Source organism: Streptococcus sp. NLN64 (assembly GCF_015831295.1).
GTDB lineage: Bacteria > Bacillota > Bacilli > Lactobacillales > Streptococcaceae > Streptococcus.
Map to the genome: position 1 here is coordinate 1 of NZ_JADXDQ010000015.1, position 16,947 is coordinate 16,947.

Here is a 16,947-nt window from a genome sequence, read left to right on the forward strand (position 1 = left end):
TCCAGTTTTAGTTACAGGCTCGGCAAAGCCCTAATAAACTTACGGATTTGTATTGCTCATCTTTATTATATACCTAAACTAATTTTCCGTCATGAGTTAGCAGGCGAAGCCTGCTTGGAGTTTTAGTAGTTTGTTTTTCCTTTTTGGGGCCAATCAAAAGGAGAAAAGCGCGCAAAGTAAGATGGATGTGACAAAAAAGGAAAAGAAACAGCCATCGCAGAAGGAAAAAACGATTCAAGCCTTACTAGATGATATGACCTTGGAAGAAAAAGTTGGACAGCTCTTTTGGGCCCGTCTACCGTATTCCAATCAGATCCAAGATATCAAAGACTATCAATTGGGTGGCTATATCTTGTTTGGGAAAGACTTTGAAGGCCAAACGATTGGGCGGCTTCGAGCGTTAACAGATCAGTTTCAACAGACCTCCAAAGTTCCCATGTTGATCGGATCAGATGAAGAGGGAGGTACGGTTACACGGATAAGTAGTATTCTTTCAGAACCATTCTTATCACCGATGGAACTGTATCATGAAGGTGGAATGGATGCTATCGTAACAGATGCAAAACGGAAATCACGAACGCTTAAAGAAGCAGGTATCAACGCTGGTTTGGCACCTGTTGCGGATGTAGCAACAGATCCCGATGCCTTTATCTACAACCGAACTATTAGCCAAGATGCTAAAACAACGGCAGATTATGTTTCTGAAGTTGTTCAAACCTTTAAAAAAGAAGGTCTGGGGTCTACGCTGAAACATTTCCCTGGATATGGTAACAATGGGGATAGTCATACAGCTATTATTCGTGATAACAGATCCTTGAAGAGTTTGAGGAAATCCGATTTCCTTCCTTTTAAAGCAGGAATCGAGAATGGGGCGGATAGCATCCTTGTATCTCACAATATCCTTACCCAAGTAGATTCTGTCCCATCGTCGATTTCTAAAAAAGTCACCGATATTCTTCGGAAAGAGCTGAACTTTAAGGGAGTTATTATGACGGACGATTTGGATATGGCAGGTTTAGCTGATTTTGTTGATCAAGATGAGGCAGCTTTTCAGGTTATTCAAGCCGGTAATGACCTCATCTTAGGATCTAGCTACAGCAGTCAAATTCAATACCTTTTGGATAAAATTGAAGAAGGTGAACTGACCGAGAAGCGGATCGATCAGTCTGTCAAACGAATCCTCGCCTGGAAATATGACCTAGGTTTACTGAACCAATGGATAAAAGAAACTGAAGGTTGAATAATGTTCTCAATAATCTATTTTCCTTAGGTATTCCGTGAAAATCCTTTCAATGTCTATTGCCATCTAGCTTTTGAAACGATATAATATCGAGGTATTGATTTAACGGATTGTTAAATTTCAATAGAAAAGTTTAGGAAAAAGAGGAGATAACGATGAACCGATCAGATTGGTTAGAATATTTTGAGGCAATTAACGGACGCCCTGCGACTGGAGAAGAATTAGCTGCAGCTATGGAAAATGGGGAAATTGTAGATATTGCTCCAAGTCAACCTCAGGCTGCACAAGCAACTACAACAGTAGTCGCTCCAGAAGCTGCACAAGTGAATCAAGTGCCACCTGTTCAACCAGAAGCTGCACAACAAGGTCAAGTACCACCAGCTCCCCAAGCAGCACCATTGGTGTCGCCTGAACGCCAGGAACAAATGAAGCAGACCTCACGTAATTTTTGGAATTGGTTTGTATCAGCCTTGAAAGCACCAACATCCGTTGTACAAACAACCCCTGCTAATGGCTGGATTGCTTTTGGTCTCTTGACCCTGTTTTATACCTTGACAGTCTTTATTATTGCTCGTAAAACAGCGGGAGTGGGATCAAATTTCATTAATGGCCTTAACAGTTATTATTCTGACAGTTCAACCCCTTTTATGAGTAATCCAGTTGGCTTCTCAGCTTTTATGGCCATTTTAGTTGGAGCTGCTTTATCTCTATTCGCCATTATTTTTGCTGGATTTGTAGCTAAACGCTTTGTTTATAGTGATACACAATTTACACTAACAAAGGCCTTTGATTGGTATGGACGTCTATTCTCTGTGAATATTGTCATGATGGCTTTTACGACTCTATTTGTGTTAATCGATGTTTATTCCATTGCCTTTATCTTGATTGTTCTTAGCTTATTAGTGTTTGGACTAGCTACAACCTTTGCCTTAGCTCATTCGCGTGATGTATCCTCTTTGGATATGTTTTATAAATATATTCTTGCAGTTGTTGTAAACGGACTAGTTTTATTTGTCTTTGGTGTCTTGTCAGCGATGATTGCTGGTGAATATTTAGTGAAACTGATTTCCTTTTATTAATTCAATTTAGGTTAAAGATTCATGAGGTCCATGCTTATCACATCCATGGGCCTTTTTTCTAGGTCTTTTTAACCATTGGTTACATACACCTTGTAATCACAACCTAATGATGTTATTCTAAAAGCAGTAGAGGTGAAAGAGGAAAAATCATGACAGGAAAAGAGTGGACTGATACTTTTAAAAAAATTGAAAGGCGGGAACCGTCGCCCCAAGAATTTATGGAGGCTAAAAAGGCAGGCTTTCCGGAATTGCTTGTGGAAAAATCAGGAAGCCTGACGGCTGCTCAATGGACGGAGGCTTTTACCCAAGTCTATAACCGCAATCCATCACCCCAAGAATTTATGGCAGCTAAAACCCAAGGCTTTCCAGCAATTGTTGGTTCAGAAGTAGACGAGGAGCTCGGATTTGACTCCCAAGCCAGCCTTTCAGAGGGAACTGTTTTTCAGCCAGCGATGCCAGAAGATAATGGAGAAGCGGCTTCTGAGCCAGAAGTGCCTGTAATCCAGCCCGTTCAAACGAGCGCTGTACAAGAGGAAACAATAGTCCAGCCCAGTCCTGAATTCGAGGTCACTGAAGAAGTTCAACCTGTTCAAGCTATCGCTAGACCAGAAGAGGCTACAGTAACAATGGGAACCTCTCAGACAAGTCAAGAACCACAACCAGCTGCTAATCAAAATCCGCAACAAACCTCAACAGGTCTGCGAATTTTGCGAGTCCTAGCCATGATTGCGATTGTTCTTTTGACCATTGCCTTGGCTGTGATTTTGGGTTATTTTGCCCTTGGACCACTATTGGAAATGTTAGGATAGGAGAAGAGCATGAATGCAAACGATTGGTCTCAAGCTTTTGAGCAAGTTTTTGGTCGCAAACCGACACCTGAAGAATTTATGCGGGCTAAACAAGCTGGTTTTCCGCAACCACAAATCGCTCAAGTTCAACCTGCACAAAAATCAACCAAAGGCCTTCCGACTTGGGTATGGGGAACTATTTTTATAGCTACCTTTCTTCTGGGAGCTGGCTATTATGTCTACAGCCAGTCTACAAATAGCCAAGTCTCGGTATCCCAGTCAGTGAATCAAGGTTCAGAAGAAGTGGATTATACTGAGAAGATTGAGCAACTCAGTGAGGAGGAAGCCAAGTTGGTTTCTCAAAACTTTGGGAAATGGCTATATGATAGTCCCTATGGTCAAGATGCGGTGACCGTTCGGTCAACGACCTTGCCAACACACGGAACTGGTTCAGCCCATGTGATTAAAAAAGAATCGGTTGATGGTGATATTTTGGCTGGATTTGGTTGGACTACGATGGGGAGTCTGGAAGAAGCTTCTAATGAAAGCAATCTCAATCTGATTGAAGAAAGGGATAAATATGACATCCGTCTTTTGGGAATGAAGGGGTCTAGTGATCAGGTAAAAGATTTTACGGATAATGCTATTCTTTTCAAAATATACTCCCTTAAAGGTTCGACACATGCCTATTACAATAGTACACAGGATGAATTTGAAAAACTCCTAAAACCTCGCGTACCTGATGATCAACTGATAGGAGCTGCTGGAATGGGACAAGTCTACTTGGCGCAAAACCTTCTGGATAAGGACAAGGAGACTTATACTATCCTGCTTGCTTCAAATGGAAAAGTCTATTACACCAAGAAAGACGAGACAGTCTTCCAAGAAGCTCCAGAGGATATGCAGGAAGCCTATCACAATCTTCTCAAAAATTCGTCCTCTCTAACGGAAGCTCAAAGTATTTCGGAGGCACTAAAGGAAGAGGCCTCCAGTACTTCAGAAAACTCCGGCTCGGACAAGAACGATTCCTCAACAGAGACGGCAGCCCCAGCCTTATGGGATAGTGGAAAAGAAGCAGCCTTGGCTGATTTCATGGTTAGTTGGGGGAATTCTATGAATCAACCAGGGTATGAAAATAAAGGGACTAAGTTTATAGACGGATGGTCCTTTAACGTTGGCGGAAGTGATGTTAGTCTCAAAGCATCATCTGATGGTCGTGGGGATGGAGATTACAATGTAGTCGCAAACTATCAGTATTTAACGAATTCTGTTAATCATATTTATTATTTTGCATTTGATCGCTCTGGTTCCCCTATTGTTTTATATACTAACCAATGGGATGGCCCGGTCCTCTACCTTAAGCCAACTGCCAATGCTGATTTAGCCAATGGTTTTGCAAGCATCGCCAATCAATAAGATATTTTCTAAAGAATGCTTTTCAAGTTTCAAGAGTAAAAAGTTAAGCCGGAAGACCTTTCCGGTTTTTTGTATCTTCCCTTTTAGCGGTCGTTTTGTTACAATGGGTTCTGTATTTTTATTCTTTGTTAGAGAGGATTTTTATGTCGACAAGAACTAGTTTGGCTAAACGCGTTTCGAATTACGAACTATTTTTTGATTTAGCCTTTGTTTTAGCACTAAGGGAGTTGAATGGTTCCTTTCATATGGAACACATTAGCGGTCAGAACATTCTTTTATTTGTGATGGCCAATATTGTTTTAATGAATATTTGGTTTAATGAAGTTCTTTATTATCAAAAATATGGTGATTCTAGGCGAGCCGATATTTATACAGTCATTGCTCTGATGTTTGTCGTAGGGCACTTGGCCATGAATTTCAACTTAGACACATCGGAACTGGGAGCTGGAAGTCCGGTTGTGGTTCAATTTAATAGCCTCTTATTTCTAGCCTATGGCCTTATAAGCTTACAATACTTTATCAAAGGGAGAGTCCATGGCTTTAATCGGGATATGAAGTTGTCCATGCTTTCTCTATTGCTATACATGGTTCCTTTAGTCCCGTTCATGATAGGGATTGGAGGATGGAGTATCTGGATGTCAGTGGTCTACATCTTACCCGTTCTGATTCCGCTTCTTTCTGCTAAGCTTTTTTATAGTGGTGAGGAAGACCTTCCAACCAATTTTCCACATGCTGTCGAACGTGGTCAATTGATCACCATTTTATCCTTTGGGGAGTCGGTTATTGCGATTATTGGCTCCTATCCGATCGGAGAAACGCTGATTAACGGAGTTTTCCTCTTCACTGCAATGGCTTTTATGTTCATTAATTATATGACCCAGACCTTTATAGCGATTGATCACCATTCCAAAAAACTCGTTGCACCGTTATTCTATTGTCACTTGCTTGTTGTATTAGGCATTAATTTCTTTACGGTCTCTGTTGAGTTTTTAGCCAATCATCACCATGCTGAGCTGGGACAAATCTTATTACTGATTGCAGTGGTTTTATTCTACCTAGGGACTTATTTCCTGACCGTTTATAATTATCCTTATTATCAATTTAAGACTAAAAACATTCTCCACCTCTCCATTGGCCTGCTCGTTACTCTCTTGGCCTTGTGGCTAGTGGGTCCTTCTCCCTTATGGTTAGGCCTTGTTCTTAGCATTAGTTCTTATCTTGTGAGCCAATATGTCATGCGTTTTCGGATGAAAGCGCGTCAAAAACACGGACTGCCACAGCCGGACACCCGCTTAAATTTACGGGACTTCTCCTAACAAAAAAATCCTTGGTGTTTTAAAACCAAGGATTTTTTTGTTAGAATGCTCGACGGCGGGGGTTGATGCGAGCATTTTTGATGTTGTAGGTACGGACCAGCCACCAACGGAGGGCGAAAGCGGCGGCTCCGATGAGGACAAGAACCATGCTTGGAAGTGGTGGGTTGGTACCGGCTAAGACGCTCTCTGAAAGGGTAATGAGACCAATCCAGGCGAGGAGGATGAGTCCGACAAAAAGGAAACCTCGACGGACATTTGGACGTTCCCCTTCATATTGTGGTTCGTAGTAGCGATAGATGAAGTGGTAGAGGGCATAGAAAACGGCACCACCACCAGTGGTCATACTGATGAGGGTGAGTAGACCGTAGTTGGTACTTTCAGGCACGAATTGATTGATGAGCCCAATCCCAATTCCGACAAAAGCGAGCAGGAAGAGAGTGGATTCCAGCCACATAAGCCAAGGATTGTCATTGGTTTCAGCTTGTTCTTCTGCTTGGGGATTTGGTCCTTCCAGTTGACTACGAACCCATTGGGTTGGTGTTCCGTAGAGGGCACGTGCGGTGAAGCCTCGATCTTGTTTCTCTACAATATCTGGCAAAATAGTCTCTAGCATTGCTTCGATTTCTTCAGGGGATTTTCCCGCCTGTTCCAAGAGCTTTTGCACGGTCCGGATATACTGCTGATTCTTTTTGGTTAGATTTTCAAACGACATAAAATTCCTTTCTCTTAGAACAATTTTTTATGAATCAAATAAAGCGTCATGGAAAGACTCATGGCAAAGGCAATGGCAATAATAATCCAAAAGGCGTGAGGCTCCCCGTTTAGCGGCATGTCATTGTTCTTAAAGTTCATTCCATAAGCCGAGAAAATCATGGTTGGAATGGACATGACAATGGTGACCAAGGCCAGGGTTTTCATAATATTGTTCTGGTTGTTGGAAATGATGGAGGCGAAGGTGTCCGTCATACTCCGCAAAATGTTTCCGTAGATATCCGCCATCTCGATGGCCTGTTGGGTCTCAATGAGTGTATCTTCCAATAAATCTTCATCTTCTAGGTATTTTTTGATGGAAGAAGAGGAAGAGGTTAATTTGCGAACTACGCGCTCATTGGTCTTCAAGGAAGCTTTAAAGTAGACGATGGTTTTTTCCAATTCCATGAGCTCAATCAGTTCCTCGTTGCGGGGTGCTTCCAAAAGGACGGTTTCAATTTGATCGGATTTGCGGTCAATCGAACGCAAGGCGGTCAAGTAAAGTTCCGCATTGCGGTAGAGGATTTGGAAAACGAAGCGGGAGCGCATAAAGGTATAAAAGTTCCGCAAGCGCCGCTGAACAAAAACATCCAAGAGCGGTAAGTTTTCTTTACAAGTGGTGATAATCACCTCATCGGTTAGAATGATCCCCAAGGGGATGGTTACGTAATAAATCTTGTTGTTCCGCTCTTCGGTAATGGGGACGTCGACGATAATCAGGGTGTAGTCATCCTCAATAGTCACCCGCGACATCTCCTCCAAGTCAAGGGGAGCCCGGAGGTCTGCAATGTCAATGTCGAACTCATTGGCCACTTCAATAGTCTCGCTTTGGCTGGGGTTGATCAGGTTTATCCAAGAGCCCGACTCCATGTGGTCGATTTCCTTGAATTGAGTAGTTGTGGATAAAAATACCTGTCTCATGGTCCCCTCCTTCTTTTTTCATTCCTTTCCATTATATCTTAAATAGGCTCAAAATCAAGCTTTTTCTGCCCAAGAACCAGTGCTCAAACTTGATTTTAACCCCTGTTTTTAAGGCATTTTTGGTATAATGGAGGAATAGAAAAAGTGAGGATTGTATGCAGGATAAAATTGTTATTCATGGCGCACGCGCCCATAATTTAAAAAATATCGATGTGACTATCCCCCGTGACAAGCTGGTCGTTGTTACCGGTTTATCTGGTTCAGGGAAGTCTAGCCTAGCCTTCGATACCCTTTATGCGGAAGGACAACGTCGTTATGTCGAATCTTTGTCTGCTTATGCCCGTCAGTTCTTGGGCAATATGGATAAACCGGATGTCGATTCCATTGATGGTCTTAGTCCCGCAATTTCCATTGACCAGAAGACAACCAGTAAGAACCCACGTTCGACTGTAGGGACCATTACCGAAATTAATGACTACCTTCGCTTGCTTTACGCTCGTGTTGGGACACCATACTGTATCAATGGCCACGGAGCCATTGAGGCCTCCTCTGTGGAGCAGATTGTGGACCAAGTCTTAGAATTACCTGAAGGTCAACGGCTTCAGGTCTTGTCGCCTGTTCTTCGTAAGAAGAAGGGGCAACATAAGAATCTTCTGGCCAAGATTCAAAAAGATGGCTATGTCCGGGTTCGTGTAGATGGCGAAATCTATGATGTTACTGAGGTTCCTGAGCTTTCTAAGAGCAAGAAACATGATATCGAAATTGTGGTTGACCGGATTGTCCTTCGTGATGGAATCCGGTCCCGATTGTTTGATTCTGTCGAAGCTGCTTTGCGTCTTTCCGAAGGTTACCTGATGATTGATACCATGGATGGCAAGGAGTTGCTCTTCTCCGAGCACTATGCCTGTGCGGTTTGTGGTTTTACGGTTCCTGAATTAGAGCCGCGGCTCTTCTCCTTCAATGCTCCTTTTGGATCTTGCTCGGTTTGTGATGGTTTGGGGATGAAATTGGAAGTTGATTTGGACTTGGTGGTGCCAGATGGAAGTAAAAGTCTGCGCGAGGGAGCACTTGCTCCTTGGAATCCGATTTCCTCCAATTATTATCCGCAGATGTTGGAACAGGCCATGAATGACTTTGGGGTTGATATGGATACTCCGTTTGATGATCTGTCCCAAGAGGACAAGGATTTGATTTTCTTTGGTTCTGGTGGACGGGAATTTCACTTTCATTATGAAAATGAGTTTGGTGGTGTGCGTGATATTGATATTCCCTTTGAGGGTGTGGCCAATAACATTAGCCGCCGCTACCGGGAAACCAGCAGTGATTACACCCGGAATGTTATGCGGACCTATATGAATGAGCTGACCTGTGGAACCTGTAAGGGCTACCGTCTAAACCCACCCGCTCTTTCTGTTCGTGTGGGCGGTGAAGAAGGTCTTAATATTGGCCAGGTATCAGACTTGTCTGTCGCGGACCATCTAGCCTATGTTGCTAGCCTAGCCTTGACAGAGACAGAGGCCACCATTGCGAAACCGATTATTAAAGAAATTCATGATCGCTTGTCCTTCCTCAACAATGTTGGTCTTAACTACCTGACCCTTTCTCGAACTGCAGGGACTTTGTCTGGTGGTGAAAGCCAACGGATTCGCTTGGCGACTCAGATTGGTTCTAACTTAAGTGGGGTTCTCTATATCTTAGATGAGCCATCCATCGGTTTACACCAGCGGGATAATGACCGCTTGATTGAAAGTCTCAAGAAGATGCGTGACTTGGGAAATACCTTGATTGTGGTGGAGCATGATGAGGACACCATGCGAGCTGCGGATTGGTTGATTGATATCGGTCCAGGCGCGGGTGTCTTCGGTGGTCAAGTTGTAGCATCGGGTACGCCTGACCAAGTGGCCAAGGATAAAAACTCCTTGACGGGGCAATACCTGTCTGGAAAACGGTCCATCCCAGTTCCTACAGAACGCCGTACTGGGAATGGACAATTTATTGAGATTACAGGAGCTAGTGAGAACAATCTAAAAGATGTCTCAGCTTCTTTCCCACTCGGAAAGTTTGTGGCGGTCACAGGTGTTTCAGGTTCCGGTAAATCTACCTTGGTCAACGCGATTCTCAAGAAAGCCATGGCCCAGGAACTCAACCGCAACTCGGAGAAACCAGGGCGCTTTAAAACCATTACTGGTATTGACCAGGTCGAGCGGTTGATCGACATTGACCAGAGTCCAATCGGGCGGACCCCTCGTTCCAATCCAGCGACCTATACAGGTGTCTTTGACGATATCCGTGATCTCTTTGCCCAGACCAATGAGGCTAAAATTCGAGGCTATAAGAAAGGTCGCTTTAGTTTTAACGTTAAGGGAGGTCGTTGTGAGGCTTGCTCGGGCGATGGAATTATCAAGATTGAGATGCACTTCCTGCCAGACGTCTATGTTCCCTGTGAGGTCTGTCATGGAACTCGTTATAATAGCGAAACCCTAGAGGTTCATTACAAAGAGAAGAATATTGCCGAAATTCTAGATATGACGGTCAATGATGCCGTTGACTTTTTCCAACATATTCCGAAAATTCAACGCAAACTCCAGACCATTAAGGATGTGGGCTTGGGCTATGTGACCCTTGGACAGCCGGCAACTACGCTCTCTGGAGGAGAAGCACAGCGGATGAAGTTGGCATCTGAATTGCACAAGCGCTCGAATGGGAAGTCTTTCTATATCTTGGACGAACCAACAACTGGTTTGCATACCGAAGATATTGCTCGACTCTTGAAGGTTTTGGAGCGTTTTGTGGAAGAAGGAAATACGGTCTTGGTCATTGAACATAACTTGGATGTGATTAAAACGGCTGATCACATCATCGACTTGGGACCGGAAGGTGGTGTCGGAGGCGGTCAAATCATTGCCGTTGGGACACCAGAAGAAGTAGCGGCCAACCCAGCCAGTCATACAGGTCGTTACTTACGGACAAAATTAGAGGAGGCTTAGGTTTATGAAACGATTGGAAAAATTGCAAGCAGAACTCGTGGCGCGTGACTTGGACGGCTTCTTGGTCAACAACCTGACCAATGTTTATTACCTAACCGGTTTTTCAGGTTCCAATGCCACTGTCTTTGTAGAACCAGATGCGGTTACCTTTTTCACCGATTCTCGCTATACCCTCGCGGCTAAGGATGTGCTCCATCCAAATATTCGCTTTGTGGAGACGCGCTTAGAACTGGCAGAGGTGGAGAAGCTTGCCGAGGATCGGGGCTTGAAGCGGGTTGGGTTTGAACCAACGGTTCCTTATCATTACTACCAGGAGTTAGCTGGTCGTTTGTCAGAGCAGAAGCTTGTGGCGGAGGCAAATCTGGTAGAAAGCTTACGGATTATCAAAGACGAGTCTGAAATTGCGGTGATCCAGGAAGCTTGTAAGATTTCAGACCAGGCCTTTATAGATGCTCTGGACTTTATCAAGCTAGGGAAAACTGAGCTGGAGATTGCCAACTTCCTAGACTTCCGCATGCGGGAATTGGGGGCAAGTGGCTTGTCCTTTGATTCTATTGTGGCTTCTGGGCCAAATTCAGCCATGCCTCATGCCCATCCAGGTCAACGGAAGCTGGAAGCAGGGGATACGTTGACCTTGGACTTTGGTTGTGTTTTCAATCATTATGTGTCGGACATGACTCGGACCATTTACTTGGATCATGTGAATGATGAGCAGGCAGCCTTGCATCAATTGGTTTTAGACGCCAATCAGGCGGTTATTGATCAGGCACAAGCGGGGATGCTTCTAGCTGATTTTGACCAGGCAGCTCGGTCTTTAATCGACCAAGCTGGCTATGGTCCAGCCTTTAGCCATTCAATTGGGCATGGGATGGGGCTGGAAGTCCATGAAGTACCTTTCTTCAGGGCTGGGTCAGAGGACCGGTTTCAATCTGGTATGGTCGTGACCGACGAGCCAGGTATCTACTTGGATGGCAAATATGGTCTGCGGATTGAAGATGACCTATGGATTAGAGAAGGAGGCTGCCAGGTTTTAACCAAGGCACCCAAGGAGCTAATCATCATTTGAGGTTTGCCTTGAATTGTGATAGAATGAAGAGAAAAATTTATATTTGAAGAGGTATTCAAGCATGATTGATGCAAGTAAACTAAGAGCTGGGATGACTTTCGTAGCGTCAGATGGAAAATTGCTTCGCGTATTGGAAGCCAGCCACCACAAACCAGGTAAGGGAAATACCGTAATGCGTATGAAATTGCGTGATGTGCGGAATGGTTCAACCTTCGATACGACTTACCGTCCTGATGAAAAATTTGAACAAGCGATCATCGAAAGCCGCACTGCGACTTATCTATACCAAATGGATGATACAGCTTACTTCATGGATACAGAGAGCTTCGAACAATATGAAATTCCAACTGTAGCAGTTCAAGATGAGCTTCGTTTCATTTTGGAAAACTCCGAAGTGAAGATCCAATTCTATGGAACTGAGGTGATTGGGGTGACTGTACCAACTACAGTTGAATTGACGGTTACAGATACGCAGCCATCTATTAAAGGTGCAACGGTTACAGGTTCTGGTAAACCCGCAACTCTTGAAACTGGTTTAGTGGTAAACGTACCAGACTTTATTGAAATTGGTCAAAAATTGATTATCAACACTCAAGAAGGTACTTACGTATCCCGTGCCTAGAAAGGACCAGCTATGACGCAACAATCAGGTGACATTATTATTGCCCCTCGGGTCTTAGAGAAAATCATCGCGATTGCGACGGCTAAAGTGGATGGGGTTCATTCCTTTGCTAATAAGAATATGTCTGATAGCTTGATGAAGAATAGTTCAAGCCGTGGTGTTTATATTGAAGACATGCAGGCAGATGAAAAAGTTGTGGATATCTATCTATATTTGGAATACGGAGTTTCTGTTCCTAACGTGGCAATGGAAATCCAAAAAACCGTTAAAACAGCTGTTCGCAATTATGTAGAGATGGAATTGGCAGCGGTCAACCTTCATGTTGCTGGAATTGTTCCAGAAAAGACGCCAAAACCAGACTTGAAAGACCTTTTCAACGAGGACTTTCTAAATGACTAAAGCGCAACAAGAAACCCGTCGTGACTTACGAGAACGTGCCCTTCAGACCCTCATGGGATTGGAATTTCAGGAGGACTCCATGGGCCTTGTCGCTTTTGCCTATAACTATGACAAGGAAGAAGTTGAAGAAGAGCGTGAAGTTCCCGTCTTTCTTCTTAACCTTGTTCAAGGTGTTCAAACCCACAAAGAAGACTTAGACCAGAAAATTTCGGTTAAGTTGAAAAAAGGCTGGACTATTGACCGCCTAACCCTAATTGAGAAGAACATCCTTCGTCTGGGCCTCTTCGAAATGCTCTATTTTGAAGAAACCCCAGCCATCGTAGCGGTTAACGAGGCGGTGGAGTTGGCCAAGTCCTTCTCAGAACCAAAATCCGCCCGCTTTGTGAACGGGGTCTTGTCGGCCTATGTAGATGAAGCGGAAGCTAAAGAAGTATGAAAGAGAGGTTAGCTTAGGCTAGCCCCCTTTTTATGTATAAAATCGTTTTTTGTGTATAAAATTAATAGTTATAGTCTTTTAGTTTACTTTTAGTACAAGGCAGCGAGTTGTAGACAGTACTGAAGTACGGCAAGACGAGCTAACACAGTAATAAAAGATAAACTAAAAGAGTATATTGATAGAAAGGATAGGTCAAAAACTCATGCAAACCCTCTTCTCGCACGTGAAAATCTCGACGAAGATGATGTTGGGATTGTTACTTTTTATGGCGATTGGTACAGCTGGTGAGATGGTTCTGCCGACTATGTTGTCGATGATCCTGGAAGATGGTGTTCGAGGAAATAGCCAGCAGGCTGTTATCACTTATGCCTTGATCATGGTCATTTCATTATTTGTTAGTTTCTTAGCAATGTTGGTAGCGAATCTCTTTTCCTCAAAAATTGCGGCCCGCTTAGCTCGTGATCTGCGACAGGCGGTTTTCACCAAGATTTCAAATCTTTCTGCCAAGGAATTTGACAAGTTCGGCACCGCCTCACTCGTGACTCGGAGTACAGCGGATATCGTTAATATACAGGAGTTTACGACCGTGGCCCTTCAATTCGGTTTGATGGGGCCCTTCCTCTTAGCTGCAGGTCTGATTCTCTCCATTTCTACTGGTGGGCAGCTGAGTTTGGTCTTGGTTGTTTCGGTTCCCCTGATGATCATCGTGACCTCCATCTTGGGTTGGTTGTCTATTCGCTATTCAACTCGTTTGCGGGAGCTTTTGGATCAACTGAACCGACGATTTTTAGAGATGTTGGAAGGAGTTCGCGTCATTCGTGCCTTCAACAAACAAGATTTTGAAACGTCTAAATTTGACGTCATTAACCAAGATTACAAGGATACCGCCATTACCAATGGACGGATTATGAACATCCTCAATCCCTTCATTAACCTTGTTTTTGGTCTGACCAATGCCGGTATCCTAATTGTAGGAAGTTTTCTGTTAGCCAATCGCGAAATTAGCGTCGGTAGCATCGTGGCCAATACGGAGTATGTGGCCATTATCCTCTTCGGAATCCTCATCGGCCTTTTTATTGTCTCCATGCTCCCAACGACCCTGACTTGTATTCGCCGTGTGGCGGAAGTGTTAGGAACAGAGTCCTCTATTCGAGATGGAGACAAGCTTATGGAAAAGGCTGAGACAGTCACCGTAGAATTTAAAAATGTGACGTTTGGCTACGATGATGCGGCAGAGCCTGTTTTGCATCATCTGAATTTCACGACCAAACCCGGACAAATCACGGCCTTTATCGGAAGAACCGCTTCAGGGAAATCTTCAATTCTGAAACTGATTCCTCGACTCTATGATGTTCGATACGGGGAAATTAAAATTAACGGTATCAATATTAAAGACTACAAACTCCAAGACTTGCGTGACTTGATTGGATATGTCCCACAGAAAAATGTTCTCTTCACGGGGGATATCGCGAGCAACCTCAACTTTGGAAATGAGAATGGGCAGGAGGAAGATTGGCAAGTGGCGACGGACATTGCTTCTGCGACTGAGTTTATTCAAGGCAAAGAAGGTGGCTTCCATGCTTCCATTAGCCAAGGTGGAAGCAATCTATCCGGTGGTCAGCGGCAAAGGATGGCCATTGCTCGTGCCTTGATGAAGAAGGCTCCTCTGTATCTATTTGATGATAGTTTATCTGCTCTTGATATGAAGACTGACCAGGCTATTCGCCACCGTTTTCGAACGGATTTGGCTGATGCCAATATTATGATCGTTGCTCAACGAATTTCTTCCATTATGTCTGCGGATCAGATTATTGTCATCGATAAGGGGGAGATTGTGGGAATCGGGACCCATCAGGAATTACTTGAATCGACTCCACTTTACCGAGAAATTGCAGAATTGCAGTTAGGAAAGGAGGCGCTTGACCATGCATAATTCTTTTAAGAAGTTATTCCCTTATTTGCGAGCTCATCGATGGAGCTTGGTCTTCATTGCCCTGTTTGCTATTCTAGGAACTAGTTTCACTGTTTTGGCGCCGACCTTCTTGGGGAATGTAACGACAGAGCTTTTCAATGGGGTAGCCAATGATTATCAGTTTAATTGGGACCGCATAGGAAGGCTCCTTGTGATCCTCGTTCTTACCTATGTCGTTGCGGAAATCTTCATTTTTCTTCAGGGATTCTTCCTGTCTCGCGTTTCGGCATCTATTATTAAGACTTTACGCGACGATGTCAATGCTAAAATTCAGAGTCTACCGCTCCAATTTTATGATAGTCGAACCAATGGAGAGATTTTGTCCACCCTGACTAATGATATGGACAGGCTTAATAGTGCCATTGGTCAAAATTTGATTGATGTTTTGACGCAGGTTGTGACGGCTATCGGAATCTTGGTTATGATGCTCAGTATCAATGTTTGGATGACCTTGATTGCGGTATTGATGGTTATTCTGTCCGTTCTTGCATCTATGGGGTCGATGCGCGTGGGGCAGCAGAGTTATGAAAAACAACAAGAACTCATTGCTCAATTCAACGGATTTGTCGAAGAAACCTACAATGGTCAGACGGTAATCCAGGCCTTCAACTACCAGAACCAATCCCAGGCTCAATTTGCTCAGATTAACCAGGAGCTGTCTGAAACCGCTGAAAAGGCGCTGATTGCGACGGGTGCTGTACAACCAATCATTCGTGTAGTCAGCAATCTTGGTTATGTGGCCTCAGCAACTATCGGTGCTTTCTTTGCTCTTAATGGTGTCATTACGGTCGGAAATATCCAGACCATGTTGCAGTATACTCAACGGTTTGCGGAACCCTTTTCAACGATTGCCTCTATGACAGGGGTCTTCTCTGGAGCTAGTGCAGCGATTGATCGGATCTTCGCAATTTTAAATGAGGAATCAGAGGATCCAAGCCCAGAAGATCCAAGCTTCCCAAGTCCTGCCAAAGGGCAAGTGACTTTCGAACATGTTCAGTTTGGATACACAGAGGACAAACTCCTCATGAAGGATGTCTCCATCCAAGTTCAACCGGGGCAAAAAGTGGCCATCGTGGGACCAACGGGTGCTGGTAAAACAACCCTAGTGAACTTGCTGATGCGATTTTACGACATTAAAGGTGGACGCATTCTGATTGATGGTCATGATACTATGCAAATGACTCGTGAACAACTACGGCAAAATTTTGCAATGGTACTACAAGATACTTGGCTCTTTGATGGAACCATTCTGGAGAACTTGATGTATGGTCGCGATGGCATGACAGAAGAAGAGGCTAAGAATGCGGCACGGTTAGCACACGTTCATGACTTTATCAAAACTCTCCCAGGGACCTACCATTTTAGACTAGAAAACAATGGTGTCAATGTTTCTCAAGGAGAACGCCAACTTTTGACGATCGCTAGGGCCATTGCTGCAGACCCTGCAATCATGATTCTGGATGAAGCTACTTCGAATGTAGATACCCACACCGAATTGAAAATCCAAGAAGCTATGAGTCAGCTCATGAAAGGCCGTACGAGCTTCGTCATTGCCCATCGCCTCTCCACCATTCGTGATGCAGATATGATTCTCTACATGGAACAAGGGGATATTAAAGAAGTCGGAAACCATGATCAACTCATGGCCCAAGATGGCAAGTATGCGGCTCTCTATAACAGTCAATTCCAATAATCATTCCTAGTTGATAGGATTTCTTTGAAACAAATTAGTATAACTGTTACGCAAGATGTACCCCAGACGTTTTCCCTAAGGTTTAACGATTGGGGTACGTTTTTTTATAACTCAGCTAAATAAGAGAATGCTATATCAAAATTTTTTGCTGATAATATTTATGGTCTATGTTTTCAAGTTTTTTACCATTCAGGATGTTTTGACGACATTTTAGGACTTTTGGGTTTGAAAAGAAGAAGGCTGTGCTATACTCAAATGCAGA

The 16,947-nt window shown here is 43.9% G+C and carries 14 protein-coding genes; 12 read left to right on the plus strand and 2 right to left on the minus strand.

All coding sequences use genetic code 11. The features are described 5' to 3' along the window. The first annotated feature begins 181 nt into the window (after positions 1-181). From I2503_RS03620 to I2503_RS03640, 5 genes are all read left to right on the plus strand, one after another. Positions 182-1,240: a glycoside hydrolase family 3 N-terminal domain-containing protein gene (locus tag I2503_RS03620; RefSeq protein ID WP_196967050.1), complete on the plus strand. Its 1,059-nt coding sequence runs from the start codon at positions 182-184 to the stop codon at positions 1,238-1,240. A gap of 155 nt (positions 1,241-1,395) precedes the next feature. Further along, positions 1,396-2,319 carry a DUF6574 domain-containing protein gene (locus I2503_RS03625; protein WP_196092225.1) on the plus strand — a complete coding sequence of 308 codons (924 nt, stop codon included), beginning with the start codon at positions 1,396-1,398 and terminating at the stop codon, positions 2,317-2,319. Between the two features lie 149 nt (positions 2,320-2,468). After that, positions 2,469-3,128: a hypothetical protein gene (locus tag I2503_RS03630; RefSeq protein WP_196967051.1), complete on the plus strand. Its 660-nt coding sequence runs from the start codon at positions 2,469-2,471 to the stop codon at positions 3,126-3,128. A gap of 9 nt (positions 3,129-3,137) precedes the next feature. After that, positions 3,138-4,523, plus strand: a complete 1,386-nt coding sequence (locus tag I2503_RS03635; protein ID WP_196967052.1) for a DUF4767 domain-containing protein — start codon at positions 3,138-3,140, stop codon at positions 4,521-4,523. 143 nt (positions 4,524-4,666) lie between these two features. Then, entirely contained in the window at positions 4,667-5,839 is a 1,173-nt protein-coding gene (locus I2503_RS03640; RefSeq protein WP_196967053.1) for a low temperature requirement protein A, read from the plus strand. Positions 5,840-5,879: 40 nt separating this feature from the next. On the opposite strand, the gene I2503_RS03645 is transcribed toward I2503_RS03640, so the two are convergent. Next, the gene (locus tag I2503_RS03645) at positions 5,880-6,551 is read right to left on the minus strand and encodes a DUF1129 family protein (RefSeq protein ID WP_196967054.1); all 672 of its coding nucleotides are present in this window, start codon (positions 6,549-6,551) and stop codon (positions 5,880-5,882) included. 14 nt (positions 6,552-6,565) lie between these two features. After that, positions 6,566-7,510, minus strand: a complete 945-nt coding sequence (locus I2503_RS03650; RefSeq protein ID WP_196092286.1) for a magnesium transporter CorA family protein — start codon at positions 7,508-7,510, stop codon at positions 6,566-6,568. Between the two features lie 155 nt (positions 7,511-7,665). On the opposite strand from I2503_RS03650, the gene uvrA reads away from it, so the two are divergent. The 7 genes from uvrA to I2503_RS03685 all read left to right on the plus strand — a co-directional run bounded on the left by uvrA (position 7,666) and on the right by I2503_RS03685 (position 16,685). Next, complete coding sequence (uvrA, locus tag I2503_RS03655; protein WP_196967055.1) at positions 7,666-10,497, plus strand: excinuclease ABC subunit UvrA; 2,832 nt, start codon at positions 7,666-7,668, stop codon at positions 10,495-10,497. 4 nt (positions 10,498-10,501) lie between these two features. Beyond that, positions 10,502-11,563, plus strand: a complete 1,062-nt coding sequence (locus tag I2503_RS03660; RefSeq protein WP_196967056.1) for a Xaa-Pro peptidase family protein — start codon at positions 10,502-10,504, stop codon at positions 11,561-11,563. Between the two features lie 61 nt (positions 11,564-11,624). Next, entirely contained in the window at positions 11,625-12,185 is a 561-nt protein-coding gene (efp, locus tag I2503_RS03665) for an elongation factor P (protein ID WP_135038641.1), read from the plus strand. 12 nt (positions 12,186-12,197) lie between these two features. Next, positions 12,198-12,584, plus strand: coding sequence for an Asp23/Gls24 family envelope stress response protein (locus I2503_RS03670; protein WP_196092290.1), 387 nt, complete (start codon positions 12,198-12,200; stop codon positions 12,582-12,584). Then, a complete protein-coding gene (gene nusB / locus I2503_RS03675) occupies positions 12,577-13,020 on the plus strand; it encodes a transcription antitermination factor NusB (protein WP_196092291.1) in 444 nt (147 codons plus the stop codon). Before I2503_RS03670 ends, nusB begins: the two co-directional genes overlap by 8 nt. A gap of 175 nt (positions 13,021-13,195) precedes the next feature. Further along, entirely contained in the window at positions 13,196-14,953 is a 1,758-nt protein-coding gene (locus I2503_RS03680) for an ABC transporter ATP-binding protein (protein ID WP_247644676.1), read from the plus strand. Then, positions 14,946-16,685 (plus strand): ABC transporter ATP-binding protein, encoded by a 1,740-nt coding sequence (locus I2503_RS03685; RefSeq protein WP_196967057.1) that lies wholly within the window; start codon positions 14,946-14,948, stop codon positions 16,683-16,685. The genes I2503_RS03680 and I2503_RS03685 overlap by 8 nt, the downstream gene beginning before the upstream one ends. Positions 16,686-16,947 lie beyond the last annotated feature (262 nt).